Source organism: Acidovorax radicis N35 (assembly GCF_000204195.1).
In the GTDB taxonomy this organism is placed as follows: Bacteria; Pseudomonadota; Gammaproteobacteria; order Burkholderiales; family Burkholderiaceae_C; genus Acidovorax; species Acidovorax radicis.
The window spans coordinates 108,170-132,508 of the sequence record NZ_AFBG01000018.1; the positions used below are offsets into that span (position 1 = coordinate 108,170).

24 protein-coding genes are annotated in these 24,339 nt (G+C 65.6%); 13 read left to right on the forward strand and 11 right to left on the reverse strand.

Annotation, left to right across the window (positions count from 1 at the left end; all coding sequences use genetic code 11):
* The first annotated feature begins 19 nt into the window (after window positions 1-19).
* Genes ARADN35_RS0106040 through ARADN35_RS0106050 form a run of 3 tightly spaced genes read left to right on the forward strand, consistent with a single transcriptional unit; the run spans window position 20 to window position 2,339 of the window.
* Window positions 20-718 carry an HAD-IA family hydrolase gene (locus ARADN35_RS0106040; protein ID WP_010460130.1) on the forward strand — a complete coding sequence of 233 codons (699 nt, stop codon included), beginning with the start codon at window positions 20-22 and terminating at the stop codon, window positions 716-718.
* A complete protein-coding gene (locus tag ARADN35_RS0106045; RefSeq protein ID WP_010460132.1) occupies window positions 715-1,938 on the forward strand; it encodes an amidohydrolase in 1,224 nt (407 codons plus the stop codon). Before ARADN35_RS0106040 ends, ARADN35_RS0106045 begins: the two co-directional genes overlap by 4 nt.
* Before the next feature lie 47 nt (window positions 1,939-1,985).
* Window positions 1,986-2,339: a cupin domain-containing protein gene (locus tag ARADN35_RS0106050; protein ID WP_010460134.1), complete on the forward strand. Its 354-nt coding sequence runs from the start codon at window positions 1,986-1,988 to the stop codon at window positions 2,337-2,339.
* 115 nt (window positions 2,340-2,454) lie between these two features.
* Here ARADN35_RS0106050 and ARADN35_RS0106055 read toward each other — a convergent pair whose 3' ends face one another.
* Both ARADN35_RS0106055 and ARADN35_RS0106060 read right to left on the reverse strand, forming a co-directional pair.
* Entirely contained in the window at window positions 2,455-3,051 is a 597-nt protein-coding gene (locus ARADN35_RS0106055; protein ID WP_029413480.1) for a LysE family translocator, read from the reverse strand.
* 16 nt (window positions 3,052-3,067) lie between these two features.
* A complete protein-coding gene (locus ARADN35_RS0106060; RefSeq protein ID WP_010460137.1) occupies window positions 3,068-4,264 on the reverse strand; it encodes an aminotransferase class V-fold PLP-dependent enzyme in 1,197 nt (398 codons plus the stop codon).
* Between the two features lie 76 nt (window positions 4,265-4,340).
* On the opposite strand from ARADN35_RS0106060, the gene ARADN35_RS0106065 reads away from it, so the two are divergent.
* Complete coding sequence (locus ARADN35_RS0106065; RefSeq protein ID WP_010460139.1) at window positions 4,341-5,147, forward strand: helix-turn-helix domain-containing protein; 807 nt, start codon at window positions 4,341-4,343, stop codon at window positions 5,145-5,147.
* A 242-nt stretch (window positions 5,148-5,389) separates the two neighbouring features.
* Here the strand turns inward: ARADN35_RS0106065 and ARADN35_RS0106070 are convergent, their stop codons facing one another.
* Together ARADN35_RS0106070 and ARADN35_RS0106075 are read right to left on the reverse strand one after the other, a co-directional pair.
* Entirely contained in the window at window positions 5,390-5,686 is a 297-nt protein-coding gene (locus tag ARADN35_RS0106070; RefSeq protein WP_341864654.1) for a GNAT family N-acetyltransferase, read from the reverse strand.
* 271 nt (window positions 5,687-5,957) lie between these two features.
* Complete coding sequence (locus ARADN35_RS0106075) at window positions 5,958-6,872, reverse strand: LysR family transcriptional regulator (protein WP_010460142.1); 915 nt, start codon at window positions 6,870-6,872, stop codon at window positions 5,958-5,960.
* A gap of 86 nt (window positions 6,873-6,958) precedes the next feature.
* Between ARADN35_RS0106075 and ARADN35_RS0106080 the strand changes: the two genes are divergently transcribed.
* Together ARADN35_RS0106080 and ARADN35_RS28190 are read left to right on the forward strand one after the other, a co-directional pair.
* Complete coding sequence (locus ARADN35_RS0106080; protein ID WP_029413485.1) at window positions 6,959-7,702, forward strand: sulfite exporter TauE/SafE family protein; 744 nt, start codon at window positions 6,959-6,961, stop codon at window positions 7,700-7,702.
* Between the two features lie 7 nt (window positions 7,703-7,709).
* Entirely contained in the window at window positions 7,710-7,880 is a 171-nt protein-coding gene (locus ARADN35_RS28190; protein WP_010460146.1) for a hypothetical protein, read from the forward strand.
* Window positions 7,881-7,939: 59 nt separating this feature from the next.
* Here ARADN35_RS28190 and ARADN35_RS0106090 read toward each other — a convergent pair whose 3' ends face one another.
* The 7 genes from ARADN35_RS0106090 to ARADN35_RS0106120 form a co-directional block, all read right to left on the reverse strand.
* On the reverse strand, window positions 7,940-9,124 hold the full coding sequence (locus ARADN35_RS0106090) for an NAD(P)/FAD-dependent oxidoreductase (RefSeq protein WP_029413486.1): 1,185 nt from the start codon (window positions 9,122-9,124) through the stop codon (window positions 7,940-7,942).
* The gene (locus ARADN35_RS0106095) at window positions 9,121-10,509 is read right to left on the reverse strand and encodes an FAD/NAD(P)-dependent oxidoreductase (protein ID WP_010460149.1); all 1,389 of its coding nucleotides are present in this window, start codon (window positions 10,507-10,509) and stop codon (window positions 9,121-9,123) included. Before ARADN35_RS0106095 ends, ARADN35_RS0106090 begins: the two co-directional genes overlap by 4 nt.
* Window positions 10,506-10,892: a (2Fe-2S)-binding protein gene (locus ARADN35_RS0106100; protein ID WP_010460151.1), complete on the reverse strand. Its 387-nt coding sequence runs from the start codon at window positions 10,890-10,892 to the stop codon at window positions 10,506-10,508. The genes ARADN35_RS0106095 and ARADN35_RS0106100 overlap by 4 nt, the downstream gene beginning before the upstream one ends.
* Window positions 10,893-10,970: 78 nt before the next feature.
* Complete coding sequence (locus ARADN35_RS0106105; protein ID WP_010460153.1) at window positions 10,971-11,465, reverse strand: Lrp/AsnC family transcriptional regulator; 495 nt, start codon at window positions 11,463-11,465, stop codon at window positions 10,971-10,973.
* A gap of 96 nt (window positions 11,466-11,561) precedes the next feature.
* Window positions 11,562-12,965, reverse strand: coding sequence for an aspartate aminotransferase family protein (locus tag ARADN35_RS0106110; protein WP_010460155.1), 1,404 nt, complete (start codon window positions 12,963-12,965; stop codon window positions 11,562-11,564).
* A gap of 229 nt (window positions 12,966-13,194) precedes the next feature.
* Window positions 13,195-14,148, reverse strand: a complete 954-nt coding sequence (locus ARADN35_RS0106115) for a 2-hydroxyacid dehydrogenase (RefSeq protein WP_029413487.1) — start codon at window positions 14,146-14,148, stop codon at window positions 13,195-13,197.
* Between the two features lie 66 nt (window positions 14,149-14,214).
* The gene (locus tag ARADN35_RS0106120) at window positions 14,215-15,111 is read right to left on the reverse strand and encodes a GNAT family N-acetyltransferase (protein WP_035197303.1); all 897 of its coding nucleotides are present in this window, start codon (window positions 15,109-15,111) and stop codon (window positions 14,215-14,217) included.
* A gap of 269 nt (window positions 15,112-15,380) precedes the next feature.
* Here ARADN35_RS0106120 and ARADN35_RS0106125 point away from each other — a divergent pair, with 269 nt between their 5' ends.
* The 7 genes from ARADN35_RS0106125 (at window position 15,381) to ARADN35_RS0106155 (ending at window position 24,336) form a co-directional block, all read left to right on the forward strand.
* Window positions 15,381-16,862, forward strand: coding sequence for an aldehyde dehydrogenase family protein (locus ARADN35_RS0106125; RefSeq protein ID WP_029413492.1), 1,482 nt, complete (start codon window positions 15,381-15,383; stop codon window positions 16,860-16,862).
* Window positions 16,863-17,073: 211 nt separating this feature from the next.
* On the forward strand, window positions 17,074-17,739 hold the full coding sequence (locus tag ARADN35_RS0106130; RefSeq protein ID WP_010460163.1) for a haloacid dehalogenase type II: 666 nt from the start codon (window positions 17,074-17,076) through the stop codon (window positions 17,737-17,739).
* Between the two features lie 34 nt (window positions 17,740-17,773).
* Window positions 17,774-19,066 (forward strand): NAD(P)/FAD-dependent oxidoreductase, encoded by a 1,293-nt coding sequence (locus tag ARADN35_RS0106135; RefSeq protein WP_010460164.1) that lies wholly within the window; start codon window positions 17,774-17,776, stop codon window positions 19,064-19,066.
* 93 nt (window positions 19,067-19,159) lie between these two features.
* On the forward strand, window positions 19,160-20,779 hold the full coding sequence (locus ARADN35_RS0106140; protein ID WP_010460167.1) for an ABC transporter substrate-binding protein: 1,620 nt from the start codon (window positions 19,160-19,162) through the stop codon (window positions 20,777-20,779).
* A 36-nt stretch (window positions 20,780-20,815) separates the two neighbouring features.
* A complete protein-coding gene (locus ARADN35_RS0106145) occupies window positions 20,816-21,772 on the forward strand; it encodes an ABC transporter permease (protein ID WP_010460169.1) in 957 nt (318 codons plus the stop codon).
* Between the two features lie 25 nt (window positions 21,773-21,797).
* Complete coding sequence (locus tag ARADN35_RS0106150) at window positions 21,798-22,679, forward strand: ABC transporter permease (protein ID WP_010460171.1); 882 nt, start codon at window positions 21,798-21,800, stop codon at window positions 22,677-22,679.
* A gap of 10 nt (window positions 22,680-22,689) precedes the next feature.
* Window positions 22,690-24,336, forward strand: a complete 1,647-nt coding sequence (locus ARADN35_RS0106155) for an ABC transporter ATP-binding protein (RefSeq protein ID WP_010460173.1) — start codon at window positions 22,690-22,692, stop codon at window positions 24,334-24,336.
* Window positions 24,337-24,339: the final 3 nt, after the last annotated feature.

The window sequence follows — 24,339 nt, forward strand, 5'->3', positions numbered from 1 at the left end:
GCTTATTTGAGGAGTACCCATGGCCTTGCGTGATTTCGAAGTGCTGACCTTTGATGTGGTTGGCACCCTGATCGACTTTGAAGGTGGCATGCTGGCCTACCTGCGCCAGGCGGTCCCCGCCAGCCCTGTGACCGATGAGCAGTTTTTGGCCGCCTACCGCGCCGCCCGCAAAAGCCCCGACACTGACTGGTACCCCAACGACCTGGTGCGCTGCTGGCACGCCATCGCCCCGCAGTTGGGCCTGCCCGACAGCAACGCGCTGGCCGAAGGCTTTCGCGACTCGGTCGCGCAGTGGCCCGCGTTCCCCGATTCCATCGAAGCCCTGGCCCGCCTGCACAAGCGCTTCAAACTTGTGACCATGACCAACGCGCAAACCTGGGCGTTGCAGCACTTCCAGAAAACACTGGGCTCGCCGTTTGACCTGCTGCTCAGCTGCGACGACGCCCTGTGCGAAAAACCCGATGCCCGCTACTTTGCCTACGCCCGTGGCCGCTACGAAGGCGCCTGGGGCTACAACCAGGCCGACAATTTGCACGTGGCGCAAAGCCAGTACCACGACATCGGCATCTCCAAGAAGCTCGGTATCACCACCTGCTGGATCGAACGCCGCCACGGCCTGGCCAGCTCCGGCGGCACCATCGAGTCCGAGCACACCGTGCCCGACTACCACTTCCACACCCTGGCCCAACTGGCGGACGCCGTGGAAGCGGGCCAATGACCCAGGCACTGGATGTGGCCGCGCTGGCCGAGCCTGTGGCAGACCTGCTGCCCGATCTGGTCGCCCTGCGGCAAGACCTGCACGCCCACCCCGAGCTGGCCTACGAAGAGCGCCGCACCGCAGGCATCGTGGCGCAATCGCTGCGCCTGCTGGGCCTGCAGGTGGCCGAAGGCGTGGGCGGCACCGGCGTCGTGGGCACGCTGCATTGCGGCGGTGCCGGTGCGGGCCCCAGCGTAGGTTTGCGGGCCGACATGGACGCCCTGCCCATGGTGGAACTGGGCCAGCACGCCTACACCAGTCGCCACCCTGGCACACACCACGGCTGCGGGCACGATGGCCACACCAGCATGCTCATCGGTGCGGCGCGCCAGCTGGCCCGCACCCACCAGGCGCTGGGCTTGTGTGGCACGGTGCACTTCATCTTCCAGCCTGCCGAAGAGGGCAAGGCGGGGGCCGCCCGCATGATCGAAGACGGCCTGTTCGATCGCTTTGCATGCGACAGCGTCTATGCCTTGCACAACTGGCCCGATCTGCCCCTGGGCCACGCGCAAACGCGCCCCGGCCCCATCATGGCAGCGGCCGACCGGTTTGACATCACCGTGCGCGGAAAGGGCGGCCATGCGGCCCAGCCCCACCACACCCCCGACGCCATCCTGGCCGCCAGCCAATTGGTGGCGCAGCTCAACACCATCGTGGCCCGGCGCATCGATCCCAGCGAATCGGCCGTGCTGTCCGTCACGCGCATCGAAGGCGGCCACAGCCACAACGTGCTGCCCGCCGAGGTGCAGATCACCGGCACCGTGCGCAGCTTTGATGCCGCTGCGCAAGACCGCATCGAAGCCGCCCTGCGCGCCACCGCCCAGGGCGTGGCCCTGGCCAGCGGCACCGAGGTGCAGGTCAGCTACCAGCGCTACTACCCCGCCACCATCAACACCGCCGCCGAGGCCGCGCTGGCGCTGCAAGCTGCCCAGGCCTTGGGCCTGCAGGCGAAGGTGGCGCCCCGCGCTGCCTTCACATCGGAGGACTTCGCCTTCATGCTGCAGCGCAAGCCCGGTGCCTACCTGTGGCTGGGCCAGGGCCGCGCGAGCCCCGGTCCCGAGGGCGAACGCGCCCTGCACCACCCCCGCTACGACTTCAACGACGACGCGCTGCCCCTGGGGGTGCGCTGGTTTTGCGAAATCGCCGCCCGCGCCCTGGCGGCGCAGCCCACGTCCCGCTAACCCTGCTTTGCACGGTTTGCCAGCCTCAGTTTTTTCAGACACCCGCCATGAGCATCACCATTCTTCAAAACACCGCCACCGTCAACGGCCTGCAAACGCAGGGTGGCCCTGCACGCCCCATCACCCAGCCACCGTGCGCCTTCAGCGGCCTCGACATCGACCTGCCCGGTGTGGGCGCCCACCAAACCGGCATCTGGGAATGCACCCCTGGCCGGTTCGAACGCCAGTTGCCCAACGCCGAAGTCATGCACATCGTCAGCGGTGCCTGCACCTTCACCCCCACCGGCGGCGAGCCGCAGCACATCCAGGCGGGCGACACGCTGTTCTTCCCCGCCCACACCACGGGCGAATGGCACATCACCCAAACCCTGCGCAAGGTGTTCTTCATCGTGGCGCAGTAGGCGGCACGCTGGATGCAAAAAATCAAGATAAATTGGCCACTAGCGCTTGTTTGTGAAGCGCTATTAGCTATTAAATAAATAGCAATTTGATGAGGCACCACAAAGTATGCGGCGCTCACGCCAACCACATCGGGATGACCGATGCAGCGAGTAGCCCACCCAAAATTGCGTTGGCGGCATGCCAATGGCGCTTTGTCCGAAGCAGCCTTGCGAACGCAAGTCCGGCAACGCACCAGATCGACAGCGATACCGCCGCTGCCAAACCGAAGGTTGCGCCAAGCAGTACAGCCTGCTGAACCGGATGCACCGATAGCGCAGCGAAGGAAGCGGCCGCACCTGAGGCCATGGCCCAGGCCTTCGGATTCACCCAGAGCAAGCCCGCTCCCCCCACAAAGCCCAGTGGAATCGCCATGTGGATATCGCGATGGGGTGGCCCACTTCTTCCAATCTTCCACGCGAGCCAAAGCAGGTAAGCGGTCCCGATGATCTTCATCGCCAGTTGCAACCCAGGAGCGGCCAACAGCAGCCCCGACAAACCCGCTCCGGCCACGGACGCTAGCGCTGCCAAACCGGCACTGATTCCGGCCATCAGCGGAATGGAGCGGCGAAAGCCGAACTGCACCCCTGAGGTGGTTGCCAACGTGGTCGCACCTCCTGGCGTGATGGTGGATGTCAAAGCAAACAGGGCGAGGGGGAAGACTGAGTCGTTCATCATGCTGTTGCCAGTCTCACTGGGCGGGCGCTAGCTGCGCGAGCGCAGTTGCCAACCGCTCCAAGTCGTGCGCATCGTTGTAGACGTGGGGCGAGACGCGCACGGTGTCGCCGCGAACCGCCACATGAATCTGTTGCTGCATCAGGTGCTGGCGGCAGGCTTCGGGGTCCATGCCAGCGGGCAATTTCACACCGAAAAGGTTTGCGCAGCGTTCGGCATCGTCAGTGACCTCAAACCCAAGCGTGCGCAGGCGTTCGACGGACTGGCGCTCGATGTGCAGCAAGTAGTCACGAACCCGGCCGGGCTGCCAGTCGATCAACAAGCGGCACGCCGCTTCCAGCATGGCTATCAAGATGGGGTTGGCGCGCAGACTCGTGTCGAAGCGCCGCATCCCCTGCGCGTAGCCATCTTCATAGTCGACCAGGCGTGCAAAATTCTCGCTCCCTGCGCGCATCAACCAGCTCTCCTCCAGCGGGTTGCCATCGGCGAACCGGTCGCTGAAAACCGCGAAGCCGAGTCCGTAGTTCGACAGCATCGACTTGTAGCTGTGCACCACCAAAGCATCGGGTTGAACGCGCTGCACGTCCAATGGCATCGCCCCTACCGTCTGGGTTGCGTCAATAACGAATGCAGCGCCCACCTCTCGACAACGCTGCCCGATTCTTTGCAGATCGAAGAGCGTCCCGTCGATCCAGTGTGCAGGCTCGACGGCGACGAGCACTGTGTCAGCGTCGATTGCGTCGATGACGGCGTTGTTCCAGCGTGCGGCCCGGCTCGTGCCCATTGATGGCGAAGACCATGGCGCCGCAGGTGCCAGGACCGTGCGCATTTCGATGTTGTCAGAGCGCCAGTTGCGCCAGGCGTAGACATTGCTGGGGAACATATCGCCGAGCATGACGACGTTCTGCCCCGATCTCGGGCGCAGATTCTTGGCGACCATGGCCATGGCATGGGCCGCCGTGGGGATGAAAGCAATGCGTTCCGGGTCCGCGTTGACCAGTTGGGCACACAATGCGCGCGTTCGCTCGGCGGGCTCAAAGAAGTCTTTGGACGTCAACCTGATGGGCGAGGCGCGCGCGGTGAGTGCCGCAGCGCCGGCCTGCTCCACGGGCCGCGGCAATGGGCCCATGAATGCGCTGTTCAGATAACAATGGTCCTCGGGGATCGAGAACAGGGCTCGCTGGCAGAGCAGGGGCGGGGAGGTTGATTGCATAGGTCCAAGGTGGGTGGTTGTTTGCTGCGGCCTATGATCGTCGGATGGTCTTTGCACATCTATCAGGAAATTTCAGATGAAGCCGGGCGAAGTCAGGTTGGACTTCGGCTGGGGATGGGTCTCATTGTTTCCGTCGGTTCCCTACTCGATTCGCGACCAGTCGGGCTTGTATGTCCTCGGTCTGGCATTCGAGCGGCAAAGGGGGGTCCATGCCTTGGGGGGGAGTCGGCGTCAGGACTTCGACGCATGGCCAGGCGAGCTGGCTGTCACGTCCCCCAATGTGGAGATGTTCTCGGAGTCGGGAATGGGTGGCGAGTACCTTGCCTTGCACATACAGAGCGTCGCATCGGGCGTTGAGTCCGAGATTCCGCTGACGGTGCCGCGTGCCGTATTGCGCGGAGACCCGTGGGCTGTGCGACTGGGTGGGCAGTTGCGCCGCACGATGCTGGCGCCACACCCCCAGCCACAACTCATTGAGGAGCAGGCGATGAAACTGCTGGACCATGGGCTGTCGCTTCTCAAACTCCCGCGTCGGCAGGATGGGCGCTACGACGATGATCGACATGCGCATTCACGGGTGCTGGAGTACATCGAAGAAACCATTGATGGCCCGTTGAGCCTGGACGAGATTGCGCAGGTCGCCGGGATGCCGGTGCTGCGCTTTCTGCGCAGTTTTTCGAGTGCTGTTGGAAGCACACCGCACGCTTACATCACTGAGAGAAGAATGCAACATGCCCGCGCGCTTCTGAGCGCCACTGCCAGCCCCATTGCGGACATTGCAGCTGGCTGCGGGTTTTCGCACCAGTCGCATCTTGGGGCCGTGCTCAAGGACCGGTTGGGTCTGAGCCCCCGTCAGTACCGGCTCCTTGCCGGATGCGCCTGAAGTCACCTAGTCACGGTTGTGCTGATGCCAATCTCGCTGTGTCGGTGATGCTCAGCCACAGGCGCTTGGCAAACTACTGCGCAGGCTGGCCCGGCGATCCCCGTGGAGGTAGCGGTGAAAAATCAAACAAAATTGGCCTCTGGCGCTTATTCATCAAGCGCTATTTGCTATCTATTTAATAGCATTTATGGCTATTCTGCGAGCGCAGTCGTGATCCTGATGCCCCACTGCCCGGGGGCTGATCAAACCAGCACGTCGCGGATGGATGCGTCCCTATCAAACTGTGCCTTGGCAAATGGGCACAGCGGAACCACCTTCGTGCCCGTCGTCCGGGCCCACTGGACCAGCGCGCCCAGCAACGCGCGCCCCACTCCCTGTCCGCTGAGCGAAGGGTCCACCTCGGTGTGGTCCACGATGACCATCGTTGCGTTGGTGCGGCTATAAGTCATCTCGGCAAGGCGCTGACTGTCCTTCTCCAGATAGAAGGCTCCTTTGGCGTCGTGCTCCTGGTGTTTGATGGTGTGTTCCATGGCTTTCATGTGGACAGGGTGGGTGTTGTGTGGCCTGGCGGAGGGACGAAAAAAGCAAGCTCTATGGTCCCCTGCGCCGTTCGATCAAATCGGCCCGGTCCATGAACTCGAAATGATTGCCGCAGTATCCGTACGAGCTTTCGCTCAGCGGATTCGAGTATGGCGCAAATGACTGCGGTGATTGGCCATTGCAGAGCACCTGAAATGCATTTTTGGTCACCACTGGAACCTTGTTTTTCTTTCGTCATGCACATCGTCTTCTGGCTCGCAGAGATCCGGGTCAAGAACTCGCAAGTGCTTCGGCGAGCGCACTGACACCGGTGAGCTCGGCGCCTTGCGGTGTCATGCAGATGAGCAGTTTCCTTCGGGCCCACGTGTCAGACAGCGCAGCAATTCGGGTTTTCTTTGGATCGCTGAAGCGCGACGCTGCGCTCTCCGGAACCACCGCTGCACCCACACCGGCTGCCACCATGTGTGCAATGGCATCAAAGCCGCCAAGCCTAACGCGGTGGCGCGGGACACGGCCACTGCGGCTTGCCTGGGATGCGAGGAAGCGGCTGAGCCCGCTGTCGCGGGACAGGCCCACCAGCGGATGCTGCAGCAGCTCGCCAAAAGCTAGGGAACGCTGCGAGCCCCAGGGCCCGCGCCGGGGCAGCAGTGCCACAAGGCGGTCGTCCTTCCAGGGCTGCACAACAAGCCCCGATGTGTCTACATAGTCCGCCAGGATGCCGAGGTCTGCCGTTCCACGGCGCAGCGCATCCAGCGCGGCATCGCTGGAAAGCTCTTGCACATCGACATCCAGCTCGGGGTTGCTGACCAGGAAATGCCCGAGTGCGCGTGGCAGGGCCTCCGACATCGCTGCGGTATTGCAAAGCAGGCGCACGGTGCCGCGCAAGCCGTTGCCAAAGCTCGCCATCTCGACGTGCAGGGACTCCAGCTCCGCCAGCACCCGGCTGGCGTGGCGTGCAAAGGCCCGGCCTGCGTCGGTGGGCACCGCACCGGCTTTCGAACGGTCCAGCAGACGGGCTCCAGTGGCCGCCTCCAGTGCCTTGAGGCGTGCACTGGCCGCTGCGAGCGACAAATTCACCGCTTCGGCGGCCGAGGTGATGGTGCCGTGCTCCACCACCGCCGAGAAGAGGTGCAGGTCGAAAGGATCCACGCGGTAGTCTGTGGTGCGGCGGGCGGCGGTAACCATGGTCGTCGTCTTCCTCTTGAAAAGCCGAAGGATAGGCGGTGATCTACTGAATGGACAAGGCACCGTGCGGCCGACACCATGCCGCCATGGAAACCAATCAGGTGCTGCTCGTGGTCGTGGTGTTCGCCCTGGCGGGCGGTGTGAAAGGCATTACCGGCATGGGACTGCCGACGGTGGCCGTGAGTCTGCTGGGGCTGTGGATGGCGCCAGCGCAGGCGACGGCGCTGCTGGTGCTTCCATCACTGGCGACCAACATCGCGCAGTGTCGGGGGCCGCACCTGTGGCCACTTGCCCGGCGCCTGTGGCCGGGATGGGCCGCGATCGTGGCGGTCACGGCCTTCACGCCTGGCCTCGGCGCGGGAGGGGCCGGTGGCTCTGCCGGCCGTTGGCTGGGCGCCGTGCTGGTCTGTTATGGGTTGTGGGGCCTGTGGCGGCCCACCTTGCCGGACCTTTCGGGATGGGGGCGCTGGGCCGGCGCAGTGGTGGGGGCTGCAACGGGGTTCGTCACTTCGCAAACCTCCGTCTTCGCGGTGCCCTGGGTTCCCTACCTGCAATCTCTGCGTCTGCAGAAGGACGAAATGGTGCAGGCCCTGGGTCTTTCATTCACCGTGGCGACCTTGGCGTTGGGGGCGCGGTTGCATGCGTCAACGCAGGCCGAATGGTGGTCGGTGTCGATGGGGGGGGCACTGTGCGGCGCATTGATGGGGGCGTTTGCTGGTTTGAAATTCGGCGAGGTGTTGCGGGGTCGGCTCGCGGGGCCGGCTTTCCAGAAAACGCTGTTCCTGGTCTTTACTGCACTCGGGGTGGCCAACCTCGTGCAGGCCGGATGAGGCGGGCATGAGCCCCGTTGCCAATTTGCAGGCGGCTGCCGCCCTGCTAGAGCGGGCGTATCGGTTGGCGCTGGTGCTTCAGAACGTCCAACCGTGCGATAGTGAAAATGCAGGGTTCGTTGCTGCAGAACTTGTCGAGGTGCTGGACGAGGCACGCGTTGCGCTGCTCAAGGCCTGAGTGACGGGCGGGACGGGGTGTGAAGCAACGGCTGGGGCTGAGCTGCCCCCACGTCAATTTCAAGCTGCTTTCACGGCCTCTGTCCTCTGCGCCCCGGCGCGGCCAATCGAATAAGGCGAGAGCGGAATCTCCGTGTACCCCGTCGCCATCAACTCCGCCATGGTCTCGCCCACGCCGGGGCTGATGGCAAAGCCTTCGCCATTGAAGCCGAACGCGTAGTGCAGCCCGGGCACTTTGGCGCTAGGGCCCATGATGGGTTGCCAGTCGGGGGTGTAGCCCTCGATGCCGCTCCATACGCGGATGAGTTGCACCTGCTCGAAAGCCGGCACAAAGCGGCGCAGTTCGCGCAGCTGGCGCAGGATGTTGTCCGGCCTGGCGTAGGCGCGGATGCGGTCGGCATAGGCCGGGCCTTTGAGTCCACCGCCAAACACGATGTTGCCGCGCGAAATCTGGCGGAAGTACAGGCCTTCGTGCTCGATGGGTGACGACAGGCCGATGGACGGGCCGATGGCGTAGGGCAGAGGTTCGGTCACGCCCATCTGGGGGCCGCGTGGTTCCAGGTAGACGCCTTCGCCAAACTGCTCGGCCATGCGGTTGGACCAGGCGCCACAGGCCACCAGCATTTGCGCTGCGCGGTAGCGGCGGCCGTCGGCGGTGTGGGCGGTAAAGCCGTGGCCATCGTGTTCCACCTTCAGTACCTCGGCATGCTCCACGATGTTCGCCCCGGCGCGGCGGGCGGCGCGGGCAAAAGCGGGGCCCGCCAGGCGCGGGTTGGCGTGGCCGTCTTCGGGCGAGTAAGAGCCCGCCACCACGCCCGGCGCAAAGATGCCCCAGCGCGTGCGCAGTTGCTCGGCGGTGACCATCTCCAGGTGCAGGCCGTGGGGCCTCACGTCGTGCGTGTGCTTTTCGATGATGGCGGCCTGCTTTTCGGTGTAGCACACGCGCAGGTGGCCATAGGGCACAAACTCGGCGTCTTCTCCCAGCAGCTCGCGGAGGCGGCCCCACACGGCGCGGGCGCGGTTGGCCAGGGGCAGCTGGTGCAGCTCGCGGCCCTGGCGACGCACGTTGCCAAAGTTGGTGCCGCTGGCCTGCCGGCCCACTAGCTCGCGCTCCAGCAGCGTGACGGACTTGCCATGCTGGCGCAGGAAGAAGGCGGTGGTGGTGCCCATGAGGCCGCCGCCCAGCACCAATACATCGCTCTCTTGCGTGTTGGATGGGCTCGGATGAGGGTGTGCGCTGCTCATGGCTGCACCTCGCGGGTGTTCATCATCAGGGGTTTGACGGGCGCTTGCGAGCGCAGGCGGCCCACCTGTTCAATGGGAATGCGGCAGGTGTGAGCGATGACCTCGGCTGCCGCGTGACCACAAAAGCGCCCCTGGCAGCGGCCCATGCCCACGCGGCTGAAGGCCTTGGCGCGGTTGACTTCCTGGCTGTCCAGTTCGGTCACGCAACGGCGCAGCTCTCCCGCCGTCACCGATTCGCAGCGGCACACCATCGCGTCGTCGGGCAGGGTGGCGGCTTGTTGGTGTGGCCAGGGAAAGGCGTGCACCAGCCCCTGGCGAAAGCGGTCCATCTGGGCCAGGGTGCCACGCAGGTGGGGGGCCTGAGCGCGGAAGGCGGCCTGGCCTGCAGCATGGCTTACGTCGCTCAATGCGGCCAGCGCAGCCAGGCGGCCAGCAGCCTCAGCCCCATCGGCGCCCAGGATGCGCGTGCCATCGCCCGCCAGGTACACGCCCTTGGTGGTGCTGCGGCCATCTTCGTCAATGCGGGGCAGCCACTGGCGGCTGAGGGGTTCAAACGCGAATTCGCACTGGGCCAGATCGGCCAGTTGGGTCTCGGGCCGCAGGTGCCAGCCCAGGCCCACGGCATCGCATTCAAAGCGCCGTGGCTGACCCTGGGCAGTGCGCACCGTGACGGCCTGCACGCCCAGGGCGTCGTCGCCGTCGATCTGCACGGGGGTGGCGCCTTGCAGCACGGGCACACCTGCGGCGCGCAGGCTGCGGATCAAACCCAGCCCGCGCAGCGCCAGGGTGGGCCGGGCCAGCAGGCCGATGAGGGCTTTCCAGGGCTTGCGTGCCGGTGCGGTGTCGAGCACGGCGGCCACTTTGGCGCCAGCCTGCACGTACTGCGAGGCCACCAGATACAGCAGCGGCCCGCTGCCCATGAAGACGACCTGTGAGCCAATGGCGCAGGCCTGCGCCTTGAGCGCAATTTGCGATGCACCCAGGCTGTAGCAGCCCGCGCGGTGCCAGCCGGGCACGGGCATGAGCCGGTCGGTGGCGCCGGAGCAGATGAGCAGCGCGTCATACGCCAGCGTGGCGGGCTCGCCGTTGCTCACCACATGCAGCTCGCCTGCCGTGTGGTTCCAGGCCAGGGTGTCGGGCCGGTAGTCGATGTGGGGGCGCAGGGCATCAAAGCTGCTGTGCAGGGCCTGGGCCTTGTCGGCCTCGGTGCCATAGAGTTTGCTGTACGGGCGCTTGAAGCCATCGGGCTGGCGGCGGTAGATCTGGCCGCCGTCGCGGCGGCCTTCGTCCACCACGGTGGGGCGCAGGCCGGCTTCGACCACGGCCTGGGCGGCGCGCACGCCGGCGGGGCCGGTGCCTACGATGACGATGCGGGGGGCTGTCATGGGGTGTTCCCGGTGGACACAGGCTGGCCGTGGCGGGCCAGGGATTCCCGCAAGTCCCGGGTCATGGGCCAGTGCAGCGCCGGGGGGCGCGTCAGCACGGCCATGCCTGCCGTGGCGGGCGTGGAGCAGGCGCGCAGTCGCTCGCCGCCCGGGGTCCACACCCAGCAGTCCTGGCAAGCGCCCATCAGGCAAAAGCCTGCGCGCGGGCCGTCGCCAAACTCGCTGTCGCGGGCACGGCGGCCATTGCACATCAGGGCGACCAGCAGGGTGTCGCCCTCGAGAGCGGTGCAGGGCTGGCCGTCAATGGCGAGGGGGATGGCGGGCCGGTCGGCCTCGGCCAGCCGCACAAAGCGCGGTGGTGGGGTGTGGGCGGGTGCAGACATGGGTAGGTGTGCCAGTGGGGCAGCGCTGGATCAGGGCTTCAGGTCATCCGTGCATTCACGAATCAGCGCATCAGTGCATCAGCGCTGGTGCGGAAACAGGCGTTCGATGGGGCAGTGCGTTTTGATGAAGGGCGACTTGATGACGATGTAGCTGAAGTACTTGGAGATGCCCAGGTTGCGCTCCAGCAGGTCTTCGATCACTTCCTGGTAGTGGTTCACGCCACGGGTCAGAAAACGCAGCAGGTAGTCGTAGCCGCCGCTCACCAGATGGCATTCGAGCACCTCGTCCACCTCGCGCAGCGCGGCTTCGAAGCGGGCAAAGTCCTCGCGGCGGTGGTCGGACAGGGTCACCTCGGTGAACACGGTGAGCGTGTCGCCCAGTTTTTCCAGCCGCAGGTGCGCGCCGTAGCCTGCGATGTAGCCCGCCTGCTCCAGCCGCTTGACGCGGATGAGGCAGGGGCTGGGCGACAGGCCGACTGCGTCGGCCAGGTCCACATTGGTCATTCGCCCGTTCTTTTGCAGCTGCGCCAGGATGCGCAAATCCAGGCGGTCGATCTTGAAGGCTTCGTTCATCATGGTGTGCGGGGGCGTGAAGAAGAAAATGCTTCCATTCTGCGGCTGCGCAGGGGGCTGTTGCGATGTGGTTTACACCTGCAATGGGGCGCCAGGTCAGTCCTTCAATGCGGCACGCACGTCGGGTGCGGCCAGCACGTCGTCCAGCGTCTTCTTGAGGCGCTCGAACATCAGGCCAAAGTCCGCTTCGGTGAACGTCAGGGCCGGGGCAAAGCCCAGGATGTTGTCGCCAAACGCGCGGAACACGATACCGTTGCGATAGCTGGTGGCCGCCATGCGGCCGGGCAGGTCCAGTGCGGGGTCAAAACCAGCCTTGGTGGTCTTGTTGCTGACCAGCTCCAGCGCACCCAGGAGGCCCCGGTGGCGCGAGTCGCCCACCAGCGGATGGGCCAGCAGGTCGTCGAGACCCTGGCCAAAGGCGCGGGCCACGCGCTGTCCGTTGGCCAGCACGCCCCCTTCTTCATACAGGCGCAGCACCTCCAGCGCCACCGCCGCGCTCACGGGGTGCGCCGAGTAGGTGGCGCCGTGGCCGATGGGCGCGCCCTTGGGGGCACCATCGGCAATGGCGGCATAGACCTTGTCGCTCATCAGCGTCGCGCCCATGGGAACGTAGCCGGAGGTCAGGCCCTTGGCCACGGTCATCAGGTCGGGGTCCACACCTTCGGCGTCGCACGCAAACATGGGGCCGGTGCGGCCAAAGCCGGTGATGACCTCGTCCACCACGAACAGGATGTCGAGCGCGCGGGTGGCATCACGCATGGCCTTGAGCCAGCCCTTGGGCGGCACGATGACGCCGCCCGAGCCCTGGATGGGCTCGCAGAAGAAGGCCGCCACGTTCTCGGCGCCCAGCTCGGCCACCTTGGCCTTCAGGGCCGCGACCGACGCATCGATAATGGCCTGGCCATCGGCCGGGTTGGCGGCGCGGTAGGGGTTGGGCGAGGGAATGTAGTGCTGCGTGGGCAGCGGAAGGTCAAACCCGCGATGGAACACGGGCAGTGCCGTGAGGCCTGCGCCGGTGGACGACGAGCCGTGGTAGCCGCGCTCCAGCGCGATGAAGTGCTTCTTGGCGGGTTTGCCAATGGCGTTGTAGTACTGCACGATGAAGCGCACCGCAGCGTCCACCGCTTCCGAGCCTCCCAGCGTGAGGTACACGTGCTGCAGCGATGCGGGAGAAATCTGCACCAGCTTGTCGGCCAGGCGAATGGCGGGTTCGCTGCTGAAGTGGAAGTAGCCGGTGGCGTAAGGCAGCTTGCGCATTTGCTCGGCTGCGGCCTGCACCACACTCTCTTGTCCATAGCCCACGTTCACGCACCACAGGCCCGCGAAGGCATCGAGCAGCTGGTGGCCCTTGCCGTCGGTCAGCCAGATACCCTGCGCGGCGGTGAGGATGTTGGGGCCGCGTTCTTCATGCGTGCGCCAGGGGGCCACGGGGTGAATGAGGTGGGCACGGTCCAGCGCGTCCAGCGCGGCAATCTGGGGAAGGGCTTCGGAGTGGGTCATGGCGGTATCCGTTGGTGGCAAAGTGCAAGGGACAAAAAGGGCGGAGGCCACAGGTGCCGCTGCACCTGCTCATGGGACCAAGGTTAGGGGGATTGCCGGGCAACGTGGTGCTGCTTTGGGGGCCTTGCGCACAGCACGCTGCGGTTGTTGGGGGCTGTACAGCACATCGTTTGGTGGTTACCGCCGTGGTGCACGGAGCTGCTGCATGCGCAGGGTGGTGGCCCCCTTTTCAGTAGCCCCGCGTGCGGTCCACCAGCCCTGTCATGGGCGTGCCTGCGTGAAAGCGGTGCAGGTTGTCGATGACCACGGCGGCTGCACTCAGCGGTTGCGTCATGCTGGCGATGTGTGGGGTGATCTGCACGTGGGGGTGGCGCCACACCGGGTGCGACGCGGGCAAGGGTTCCGGGTCGGTCACGTCAAGCACTGCCTCGGCCAGTTGGCCCGTGGCCAGGGCGGCCAGCAGGTCGGAGGTGACAAGCTGCGGGCCGCGCCCCACATGCACGAGGGATGTGCCTGGAGGCAGGCGACTGAACAGGTCGGCGTTCAGGAATCCCCGGGTCGAATCGGTCAGCGGCAGCAGGCACACCAGGATGTCGAGCTTTTCCAGAAATTCTGGCAGCTCGTCATTGCCTGCATAGCAGCCAATGCCCTCGAGGTGGTGGCGCGAGCGGCTCCAGCCCGCGCAGGCAAAGCCCATGCCCTGGAGTTGCTGCAGCACCGCCTGGCCCAGCGAGCCCAGGCCCAGCACGCCCACGCGGCGCTGGCTGGCGGGGCGCACGGGCAGCGGGCGCCATTCGCCGCGCTGCTGCTGGCGGCGGTACTGGGGCATGTCGCGGTGCAGGTCCAGCACCGCACGGGTCACGTACTCGACCATGCCCTGGACGATGCCCGGCTCCACCATGCGCACAACGGGCAAGTGGGTGGGCAGTGCATTGAAATTGAACTGGTCCACTCCTGCGCCTGAAGAGAACAGCACCTCCAGGTGGGGGAAGCGTTCTGCCAGTTGCTCGGGCGGTTCCCAAGCTGCCAGAAACCGGACTTTGGCCGGGTCGCCAATGTCGGGCCAGATGCGAAAGTCGATCTCTGGGGCGCGTTCGCGAAAGACATCCGCCCACTGCTGGCCACGCACCGGGTCAGACTTGTAGAGAAAGGTGGCCGGAGGGAGGGGGGCTGTGGAGCTCATGCGCGAAAAAGGAGTGGAGCGTAGGTGGCCTGGCCGTGTGGCGGGTGGAATGTGGCCCGGGAGCGGTCAGCCCACGGCCTGGGTCACGATGGCAAAGAGCCGGGAGGCACCTTCCGGGTGCTGCAGGGGCGTGCCACGCACCATGGTGGTGGGCGCGTCTACACGCAGCAGTCCAATGCTCTCCAGCCATTCGGCCAGGCCGGAGTCAAAGTCAATGTCGATGCGGGTGAAGTGCCCGGCGTTCATGCCCGCCAGGTGGGCGATGAGGGCTTTGGCGCTGTCGGCATCGGGGGCCACCACGGGGCCGATCGCGTGCCCGCGACCAAAGCGGCGCAGCATCGCAAAACCTTTCTGGGTGCCATCGTGGTCCAGCACCACGCAGGCGTCTGCCTGCGCCAGCAGGTCGTCGATGAGGGCGGGACGCGGCATGCCACGGGCCTCGGCGTCCAGCTGGTGCAGGGCATGCGCCTCGTTCAGGCCTGCTGGGCGCAGGCGCCAACCGGCAGGCAGCCCGATCAGCGGCGTGGGTTGCGCCACGCCCTGGTGCTGGCGGACTTCCCCAATGCGCACAAAGCCCAGCCGTTCATACAGGCCCCGGCCCTCGGCCGTGGCGTGCAGCAGCACCGTGCAATCGTCCAGGCCATCGAGCAGGGCCGTCATCAGCCGGTGGCCGATGCGGCGCCCCTGGCACGCGGGCGTCACGATGACCAGGCCCATCGTGGCGTGCCGCTCGCCCCAGCGCCAGCGCTGGGCTGTGGCGATGATCTGCCCGTCGCGCTCGGCCACCAGGCCTTCGGCGTGCGCAAACACCTGCTCCCAGTCGATCGGGCGATGGGGCCAGCGCAGTTCTGCCGACAGCGCCTGGGTGTGGGGGAGATCGGCTTCGGTCATGGGGCGCAGCAGCACGCCGTCGTCGGTCGCCGTGGCGTTTTCGAGGGCCGGAAAAGGGGACTTCAAGCGCATGAACAGCAACCTTGTGTCATTGAAATTGCTGTCTATCTTGGACGACAACGCGCCTGCACACCAGCGCGAATAAGGGTTTGCCAGCAACTTGCAAGCTTTGCCTGTGTGGCCCGTGGCTTTTGCAATTCGCTGCGGCGCAAGAGGCTCTTACGGCCACAAATGCTGGGGCTTACTGCCTAGCATCAATGACAGTTTTCGCCAGTGCGTTCACGCGCCTGGTGACGGGTTTTTTGCCTCCAAGTTTGCTCATCTTCCTCTTCGGTGCCTGTATGCAGTTATTTGATCCCCGCTCCATTGCCGTCACCAGCGGCCACTTCATCGGTGGCCGTGTGGTGCCCGACACCGCGCGCCTGAGCGTGCTGCGCCCTTCGGACGGGCAAGAGCACGCCGGCCTGCCACTGGCCGACGCCAGCACCGTGGATGCCGCTGTGCAGAACGCCTGGCAGGCTTGGCGCAGCAGTGACTGGGCGCGGCGTGCCCCGCGCGAGCGGGCCCGGGTGATGCGGCGCTGGGCCGACTTGATCGAGGCCGACGGGGAGCACCTAGCCACGCTGGAGGCCGTGTGCTCCACCCGTCCTGTGCGCGATGCCATGGCGTGGGATGTGCCGTTCACGGCCGAGGGGCTGCGGTTCTTTTCAGAATACGCCGATAAGCTGGGGGGCGAAGTGGCAGCCACGCGCCATGACCACCTGGGCATGGTGGTGGCCGAGCCCTATGGAGTGGTGGGTGCCATTACCCCGTGGAATTTCCCCCTGGTCATGGTGTCGTGGAAGGTGGGCGCCGCCCTGGCAGCAGGCAACGCCGTGGTGCTCAAGCCCTCAGAAATGACGCCGTATTCCGTCATCCGCCTGGCGGAGCTGGCCATCGAGGCCGGGGTGCCCGCTGGCATCTTCAACATCGTGCAGGGCGATGGCCGCACCACTGGTGACGCCCTCACGCGCCACCCGCTGATCGCCAAGATGACGTTCACGGGCTCCACCCGCACGGGGGCCGCCATCATGGCCAGTTGTGCCCTGCAGGGCCCCAAGCCTGTGACCTTGGAGCTGGGTGGCAAAAGCCCGCAGCTGGTGTTTGACGATGCGCCCGATGTAGACCGCCTGGCGGGCATGGTGGCAGGGGCTATCACGGGAAATGCGGGTCAGGTATGTGTGGCTGGCTCGCGCCTGATCGTGCAGCGTGGCATCGCAGAGGCGCTGGTTGATCGCATTGCGCAGCGCTTTTCGGCGCTGCGGCCCGGCGCGACCTGGGATGCGCAGGCCACCTTGCCGCCCATCATCTCCGCGCCGCAGGCCGCACGGATTCTGGACATCGTGGAGCGCGCGCGGGATGCGGGTGCACAACTGCGCTGCGGCGGGGGGCTGTTTGACGGCGGTCCCGGTGGAGCGTATTTTCAGCCCACCTTGGTGGAAGGCGTGACGGCCACCAACCCCGCGGTGCAGGAGGAAATCTTCGGCCCCGTGCTGACCGTGCAGACCTTTGACACCGAAGAGGAGGGCCTGTCGCTGGCCGCGCACGAGCACTATGGTCTTGCAGCGGGTGTACACACCGCAGACCTCGGCCGTGCCCTGCGTGCCATGCGCAGCCTCTCGACAGGCACGGTGTGGATCAACCGCTATGGCCGCAGCGCGGATTTTGTGATTCCGACGGGCGGGTACCACCAGTCGGGCATTGGCAAGGACCTGGGGCGCCAGGCGGTGGAAGCCAATCTGCGCTTCAAAAGTGTGCTGATCGACTTTGCTGCGGCGCACTAATGGTGCGGAGGTGCACGCATGCAGTGCACACCGCACGGCATGCCGCAGGCCCCCACGCAATGCGCAACTTTCTCGCGTGGACGCCCCCCATTTCCCAACATGTTCTGCGCGCTTGCGTGCTCCAATGAATTTGTAATAACTCTGTCGCAAACGGTGATTAAACGATGCGACCCGCCACGGTCGGTGACCGTTCCAACAAGGATTCGAGACCATGACTTTCCGCCCCAAGTACGTGACCTTTGACTGCTACGGCACGCTCACCCGCTTTCGCATGGGCGAGATGACGCGCGAGCTGTTTGCCGACCGCATCCCGGCCGAGCGCATGGAGCAGTTCATTGCCGACTTCACGGCCTACCGGTTTGATGAAGTGCTGGGCGACTGGCAGCCCTACGAGGTGGTGCTCAAGAACGCCGTGCGCCGCCTCTGCAAGAAATGGAAGATTCAATACTTCGACGCCGACGGTCAAAAATACTACGACGCCGTTCCCACCTGGGACCCGCATGCCGATGTGCCCGCCGGCCTGGCCAAGGTGGCCAAGGAGATCCCTCTGGTCATCCTCTCCAACGCTGCGGACGCACAGATCCAGAAGAACGTGGCCATGCTGGGCGCACCGTTTCACCGCGTGTACACCGCGCAGCAGGCCCAGGCCTACAAGCCCCGCCTCAAGGCTTTTGAATACATGCTCGATTCGCTCGGATGCAACCCCGAGGACGTGCTGCATGTGTCCTCCAGCCTGCGCTACGACCTCATGTCGGCCGACGACATCGGCATCAAGAACAAGGTGTTTGTGAACCGTGGCCACGGCCCCGGCAACCCGGCTTACGGCTACACCGAGATCCAGGACATCGGCGGCCTGCCCGGTGTTGTGGGCCTTTGATCCCTGGCGCGAAACCACGAACCCACGGCACACCATGAAGCTCGACTCCTACTGGAACGACTCGCTGCCCGCATTGCCTGGCGCGGCGGCCCCGGCGCTGCCTGCGCAGGTCGATGTGGCCATTGTGGGTGGCGGCTTCACGGGGCTGTCTGCGGCCCTGGCGCTGGCCCGGCGGGGTGCCCGTGTGGTGGTGCTGGAAGCCGGCGCCACGGTGGCCCCCGAGGCCTCAGGCCGCAATGGCGGCCATGTGAACAATGGCCTGGCGGTGGACTATGCCGATGTGGCTGCCAGGGTGGGTGTTGACCAGGCCCGCGCCTGGTACCACGCCTACGACGACGCGGTGGATACCGTGGCCCGCCTGGTGCGCGAGGAAGGCATTGACTGCGACTTTCTGCGACACGGCAAGCTCAAGCTGGCCACCAAGGCCTACCAGATGGACGCACTGCACCGCAGCGCCGAGCGCCTGGTGGCCGACGGTGTGGACACCGACGTGCAGGTGCTTGACGCGGCGCGCGTGCAGGCCGAAGTGCAGAGCGAGCGTTTCATGGGCGGGCTGCTGTACAAGCGCAGCGCGCAGATGCACATGGGGCGCTTTGCCCAGGGCCTGGCCCAGGCCGCACAGCGCCATGGGGCGCAGGTCCACACCGATACGCGGGTGAACCGCGTGGAACGTGTGCAGGGGCAGGTGCACCGCCTGCACACCGACCGTGGCGTGGTGCGGGCCAACCAGGTGCTGTTGGCCACAGGTGCATCCCGCCACGGCGGCTACGGCAGCTTTGGCTGGCTGCGGCGGCGCATCGTGCCGATTGGCAGCTTCATCGTGGTGACCGAGCCTCTGGGTGCCGACCGTGCCAGCGCCTTGTTGGCAGAGCGCCGCACCTACACCACCATTGCGAACATCCACCATTACTTTCGCCTCACGGCCGACCACCGCCTGGTATTTGGCGGTCGTGCACGGTTTGCCATCTCCAGCCCGCAGTCCGATGCCGCCAGTGGCGAGGTCCTGCGTGCAGGCCTGGCTGCCACGTTCCCTCAGTTGGGCAAGGTGCGGCTGGACTACTGCTGGGGTGGCCTGGTGGACATGACCCAGGACCGCCTGCCACATGCGGGTGAACGCGATGGCCTGTTTTATTCCATGGGCTACAGCGGCCATGGAACGCAGATGTCCGTCCACATGGGCCAGTGCATGGCCGACGTGATGGCGGGTGATGCCAGTGCCAACCCCTGGAAGGGCCGCGACTGGCCTGCCATTCCCGGTCACTTCGGGCCCCCCTGGTTCCTGCCCGCGGTGGGCCTGTATTTCCGGCTCAAAGACCGGTTGGCTTGACGGCGAGACGACCGAAAGAGCCCACATCCGTTTGATTTTTTGACGACAACGATCCCACGACCCCCTCCCTTTTTTTCAACCAGGAGCATGACCATGAGCGATAGCCACAAACAGTTCCAGAAACTTGTCGGTCCCAGCGAGAGCCTTCGCGTGATGGACTCGCTCAAGCGGGGGGCTACCCGGCGTGACGTGCTGGCCATGCTGACCGCTTGTGGCATGCAGGCCACGGTGGCTGGCAGCATGGCCGGGTTGGCCACATCGGCCCATGCCCAGACGCCCCGGCGCGGTGGACGCATTCGCGTGGCGGGCGCCACGGCCGCTGCCACCGACACGCTGGACCCGGCCAAGCAGTCCAACCAGACCGACTACTCGCGCGGCAACATGCTCTACAACGGCCTGACCGCGCTGGATGGTTCGCTCACGCCCCAGCCCGCGCTGGCCGAATCTTTCAACACGCAGGATGCCAAGACCTGGGTGTTCACCCTGCGCAAGGGCGTGGTGTTCCATGATGGCAAGGCCTTGTCGCCCGCCGACGTGGTGTTCTCCATCCTGCGCCACAAGGACCCGGCCACCGCGTCCAAGGCCAAGGTGCTGGCCGACCAGATCGAGGCCGTGCGCGCCAGCGGCCCCAACGAAGTGACTGTCGTGCTGTCGGCCCCCAACTCCGACCTGCCGGTGATCCTGGGTACTTTCCACTTCCACATCGTCAAGGAGGGCACCACCGACTTCAATGCTGGCATTGGCACGGGGCCCTACAAGCTCAAGGAGTTCAAACCGGGCGTGCGCTCGCTGGTGGTGCGCAACGATGCCTACTGGAAGCCTGGCAAACCGTACCTGGATGAAATCGAGTTCGTGGGCATTGGCGACGAAACGGCCCGCGTGAATGCGTTGCTTTCTGGGGGCATGGACCTCGTGGCATCGGTCAATCCGCGCTCGGTGGCGCGTGTCAAGGGCACACCCGGTTTTGGCATCTTCACGACGCAGTCGGGCCAGTATTCCGACCTCATCATGCGCAAGGATATGGGCCCCGGCATGAACCCTGATTTTGCGCAGGCCATGAAGTTCCTGTTCGACCGCGAGCAGATGAAGAAGACCATTGCGCTCGACTACGCAGTGCTGGGCAACGACCAGCCCATCGACCCCACCAACCGTTTCTACTTCAAGGACCTGCCGCAGCGCCCCTTCGACCTGGACAAGGCGAAGTTCCATCTGCAAAAGTCTGGCGTGACGGGCAAGGTGCCCATGGTGACTTCGCCCGCCGCGATGTACTCGGTGGAGATTGCGCTGCTGCTGCAACAAGCCGGGCAGCGAATCGGGCTCGACATCGATGTCAAGCGCATGCCCGCCGATGGCTACTGGTCCAACCATTGGCTGAACAGCCCCGTCGGCTTTGGCAACGTCAATCCCCGTCCCAGTGCCGACACCATCCTCACGCAGTTCTTCAAGTCGGACGCCGCCTGGAACGAGTCGCGCTGGAAGAGCGCTCAGTTCGATCAGTTGCTGCTCGCTTCCCGCGCCGAAACGGACCTGACCAAACGCAAGCAGATGTATGCCGACATGCAGACCATGATCCACACCGAAGCGGGTATCGGCATCCCGCTGTTCCTGGCCAGCATTGACGGGCACAGCTCCAAGCTCAAGGGGCTCGCACCCATTCCGCTGGGCGGCCTGATGGGCTACGCTTTCGCCGAGCACGTCTGGCTCGATGCTTGACGCGCCGGGCTGGCAATCTGCAACGGAAGGTTTTGCATGAACCGCGTGATTTTCTCGCTGCTGGCCAAGCGCCTGCTCATTGCGCTGTTGTCGCTGCTGGCGGTGTCGGTGATCGTGTTCTCGATCACCGCCGTACTGCCGGGCGACGCCGCGCAAGAGCAGCTTGGCCAGGAAGCGACCCCAGAGGCCCTGGCTGCGTTGCGTGCGCAGATGGGGCTCGATGTGCCCGCCCCCGAGCGCTACCTCAAGTGGCTCTGGGGTGCGGTGCGCGGTGACCTGGGGCAGTCCGTGACCACGCAGATGCCCGTGGCCGACCTGGTGGGCAGCCGGTTGCCCAATTCGCTGCTGCTGGCTGCGGTGACCGCGCTGTTTTCCGTGCCCATCGCCCTGTTGTTCGGTATCTCGTCCGCAGTCTGGCGGGGTTCGTGGTTGGACCGCATAGCGTCGAGCCTGTCGGTGGCGGTAGTGTCGGTGCCCGAGTTTCTGGTGGCCACGCTGGCGGTGCTGGTGTTTGCGGTGCAGCTGCGCTGGCTGCCCGCGCTTTCGTATGTGAGCGACATCGAATCGGTGGGGCAGATGCTGCGCGCCTTTGCCATGCCAGTGCTCAGCCTGTGCTGCGTGATCGTGGCGCAGATGATGCGCATGACGCGTGCGGCGGTTATCGACCAGCTCGAAGCCCCCTATATCGAGATGGTGCGCCTCAAGGGTGCTTCGCCCCTGCGGATGGTGCTGGCGCATGCGCTGCCCAACGCGGTGGGCCCCATTGCGAATGCGGTGGCGCTGTCGCTGTCGTACCTGCTGGGTGGTGTGATCGTGATCGAGACCATCTTCAACTACCCCGGCATCGCCAAGCTCATGGTGGATGGTGTCACCCAGCGCGACATGCCGCTGGTGCAGACCTGCGCCATGATTTTCTGCACCGGCTACCTGCTGCTGGTCACGCTGGCCGATGTGTGCGGCATTGTGGCCAACCCGCGTCTGCGCCACCGCTGATGCTCAACGACTGGGGACTTTTCTGATGGATACGCTTCCTCCTTCTTCTGGCGCCCCCGCGCTGGTGCATGTGCCGCTGCGGGGCGGGGTGCTGCACTGGTTGGCCGGTTTTGGTTTCTCCGGCCTGGTGGGGCTGGCCATTCTGGTGTTCTGGCTGTTCGCAGCGCTGGCGGGCCCTGCGCTGCTGCCCGCGCACCTGGTCAACCTGCAGGCCTCGGTCGTCTACGCGCCCATGGATGCCATGCACTGGCTGGGCACCGACTATCTGGGGCGCGACATGCTCGTGCGCGTGGTGCAGGGGGCCCGCTACACGGTGGGCGTGGCCTTGGTGGCCACCCTCATCGCCAGCGGCACGGGCACGGTACTGGCACTGCTGGCGGCGGCCAGCGGCACGGTGCTTGATGCTGTCCTGAGCCGATTGCTCGATACCCTGACTTCCATCCCGAGCAAGATGTTTGCGCTGGTGCTGGTGGCAGGGTTTGGATCATCGATTGGCATGTTGGTGTTCACCGCTGCGCTCATCTACGTGCCTGGCGCTTTTCGCATTGCCCGTTCGCTGGCCGTGAACATCAATGCCCTGGACTATGTGACCGTGGCCCGCACGCGGGGTGAGGGCACGCTCTACATCATGCTGCGCGAGATCCTGCCCAACATCCTGGGGCCCATGCTGGCCGACCTGGGCCTGCGCTTTGTGTACGTGGTGCTGCTGCTGGCCAGCCTGAGTTTTCTGGGCCTGGGCATCCAGCCCCCCGAGGCCGACTGGGGCTCGCTGGTGCGTGAAAACATCGGGGCCTTGCCCGAGGGCAGTGCGTCGGTGATCGCACCGGCCATGGCCATTGCCAGCCTCACGATTGCGGTCAATCTGGTGATCGACAACCTGCCGGGCCGTGCCGCCCGTGAACGCTAAGGAGCTATAGATGGGTGCTTCGGTCATCGTAGAAGGTCTGCACATCACGGCGGGGGATCAGACTCTGGTCGATCACTTGAGCTTTGTCATTCAACCCGGCGAGGTGCTGGCGCTGATTGGCGAGTCGGGCTCGGGCAAGACCACCACGGCCCTGGCCTTGATGGGCTATGCCCGGCGCGGCTGTGCCATTTCGGGCGGCAGCGTCCGCATTGGTGACACCGATGTGCTGAAGCTTTCGGCCGCGGGGCAACGGGCCTTGCGCGGCCGCACCGTGTCGTACATCGCGCAAAGCGCGGCGGCCTCGTTCAACCCCTCGCGCACCATCATGGACCAGGTGGTGGAGCCTGCGCGCATCCATGCCACCCTGTCCCGCGCTGAGGCTGAGGCCAAGGCGGTGCAACTGTTTCGTGAACTGGCGCTGCCCGACCCCGACACCATTGGCCAGCGCTACCCGCACCAGGTCTCGGGCGGGCAGCTGCAGCGGCTCATGGCGGCCATGGCACTGATCACCGACCCCGAGGTGGTGGTTCTGGACGAGCCCACCACGGCGCTCGACGTGACCACGCAGATCGAAGTGCTGCGCGCCTTTCGCCGCGTGGTGCGCGAGCGCCGCGCCACGGCGGTGTACGTGAGCCATGACCTGGCCGTGGTGGCGCAGATGGCCGACCACATCCTGGTGCTGCGCGGCGGCAAGGCGCAAGAGGTCAACACCACGGCACGCATCCTGTCCGAACCCGCGCACGAATACACCCAGAGCCTGCTGGCGGCCGCCCGTCCGGCACCCCGTGCCGCCGAGCACTGCAAGGGCGAGGGCGAGCTGCTGCTGGAGGTGCGCGAGCTTTCCGCCGGTTACGGCACTGTGGACTCCAAGGGGCAGCCCGCCACGCTGATCCTGGAGGACATCAACTTCAAGCTCTACCGGGGCCAGGCCGTTGGCGTGATTGGCGAATCCGGCTCGGGCAAGACCACGCTGGCCCGTGCCATCGCCGGGCTGATTGCTCCGTGCAAGGGCAGCATGCTGTTCAACGGGCGTGAGCTGCTGCCCGACCTGCGCCAGCGCAGCAAGGAAGAGCTGCGGCAGGTCCAGATCGTCTTCCAGATGGCGGACACGGCGCTGAACCCGTCGCAGACCGTTGAACGCATCTTGGCGCGCCCGCTGCAGTTCTACAAGGGGCTGAAAGGGCCTGCGCTGCAGCGCCGCATCCACGAGCTGCTGGACCTGGTGCGCCTGCCGCACTCGGTGGCACAACGCCTGCCTGGCGGCTTGTCGGGCGGGCAGAAGCAGCGGGTGAACCTGGCGCGTGCCCTGGCGGCTGAGCCCGACCTGATCCTGTGCGACGAGGTGACGTCGGCGCTGGACACCGTGGTGGGCGCGGCCGTGCTCGACCTGATGGCCGACCTGCGGCGCGAACTGGGCGTGTCGTACCTCTTCATCAGCCACGATCTGCACACCGTGCGGTCGGTGTGCGACGAGATCATCGTCATGCAGCACGGCCGCAAGCTGGACCAGGTGGCGCGTGCCGACTTTGACCGGGGTCCCCACCATCCGTATTACGAGCTGCTGGCCGCCTCGGTGCCTGAGCTGCGCCAGGGCTGGCTGGAAGAGCGCGACGTGCCGCGCCCTGTGGAGGCACCCACCCTGGCGGTGGCCGCCTGAATG

Coding starts and splice junctions, on each gene's coding strand:
- ARADN35_RS0106040 (WP_010460130.1), top strand. CDS start 20: ATGGCCTTGCGTGATTTCGAAGTGCTGACCTTTGATGTGGTTGGCACC.
- ARADN35_RS0106045 (WP_010460132.1), top strand. CDS start 715: ATGACCCAGGCACTGGATGTGGCCGCGCTGGCCGAGCCTGTGGCAGAC.
- ARADN35_RS0106050 (WP_010460134.1), top strand. CDS start 1,986: ATGAGCATCACCATTCTTCAAAACACCGCCACCGTCAACGGCCTGCAA.
- ARADN35_RS0106055 (WP_029413480.1), bottom strand. CDS start 3,051: ATGAACGACTCAGTCTTCCCCCTCGCCCTGTTTGCTTTGACATCCACC.
- ARADN35_RS0106060 (WP_010460137.1), bottom strand. CDS start 4,264: ATGCAATCAACCTCCCCGCCCCTGCTCTGCCAGCGAGCCCTGTTCTCG.
- ARADN35_RS0106065 (WP_010460139.1), top strand. CDS start 4,341: ATGAAGCCGGGCGAAGTCAGGTTGGACTTCGGCTGGGGATGGGTCTCA.
- ARADN35_RS0106070 (WP_341864654.1), bottom strand. CDS start 5,686: ATGAAAGCCATGGAACACACCATCAAACACCAGGAGCACGACGCCAAA.
- ARADN35_RS0106075 (WP_010460142.1), bottom strand. CDS start 6,872: ATGGTTACCGCCGCCCGCCGCACCACAGACTACCGCGTGGATCCTTTC.
- ARADN35_RS0106080 (WP_029413485.1), top strand. CDS start 6,959: ATGGAAACCAATCAGGTGCTGCTCGTGGTCGTGGTGTTCGCCCTGGCG.
- ARADN35_RS28190 (WP_010460146.1), top strand. CDS start 7,710: ATGAGCCCCGTTGCCAATTTGCAGGCGGCTGCCGCCCTGCTAGAGCGG.
- ARADN35_RS0106090 (WP_029413486.1), bottom strand. CDS start 9,124: ATGAGCAGCGCACACCCTCATCCGAGCCCATCCAACACGCAAGAGAGC.
- ARADN35_RS0106095 (WP_010460149.1), bottom strand. CDS start 10,509: ATGACAGCCCCCCGCATCGTCATCGTAGGCACCGGCCCCGCCGGCGTG.
- ARADN35_RS0106100 (WP_010460151.1), bottom strand. CDS start 10,892: ATGTCTGCACCCGCCCACACCCCACCACCGCGCTTTGTGCGGCTGGCC.
- ARADN35_RS0106105 (WP_010460153.1), bottom strand. CDS start 11,465: ATGAACGAAGCCTTCAAGATCGACCGCCTGGATTTGCGCATCCTGGCG.
- ARADN35_RS0106110 (WP_010460155.1), bottom strand. CDS start 12,965: ATGACCCACTCCGAAGCCCTTCCCCAGATTGCCGCGCTGGACGCGCTG.
- ARADN35_RS0106115 (WP_029413487.1), bottom strand. CDS start 14,148: ATGAGCTCCACAGCCCCCCTCCCTCCGGCCACCTTTCTCTACAAGTCT.
- ARADN35_RS0106120 (WP_035197303.1), bottom strand. CDS start 15,111: ATGCGCTTGAAGTCCCCTTTTCCGGCCCTCGAAAACGCCACGGCGACC.
- ARADN35_RS0106125 (WP_029413492.1), top strand. CDS start 15,381: ATGCAGTTATTTGATCCCCGCTCCATTGCCGTCACCAGCGGCCACTTC.
- ARADN35_RS0106130 (WP_010460163.1), top strand. CDS start 17,074: ATGACTTTCCGCCCCAAGTACGTGACCTTTGACTGCTACGGCACGCTC.
- ARADN35_RS0106135 (WP_010460164.1), top strand. CDS start 17,774: ATGAAGCTCGACTCCTACTGGAACGACTCGCTGCCCGCATTGCCTGGC.
- ARADN35_RS0106140 (WP_010460167.1), top strand. CDS start 19,160: ATGAGCGATAGCCACAAACAGTTCCAGAAACTTGTCGGTCCCAGCGAG.
- ARADN35_RS0106145 (WP_010460169.1), top strand. CDS start 20,816: ATGAACCGCGTGATTTTCTCGCTGCTGGCCAAGCGCCTGCTCATTGCG.
- ARADN35_RS0106150 (WP_010460171.1), top strand. CDS start 21,798: ATGGATACGCTTCCTCCTTCTTCTGGCGCCCCCGCGCTGGTGCATGTG.
- ARADN35_RS0106155 (WP_010460173.1), top strand. CDS start 22,690: ATGGGTGCTTCGGTCATCGTAGAAGGTCTGCACATCACGGCGGGGGAT.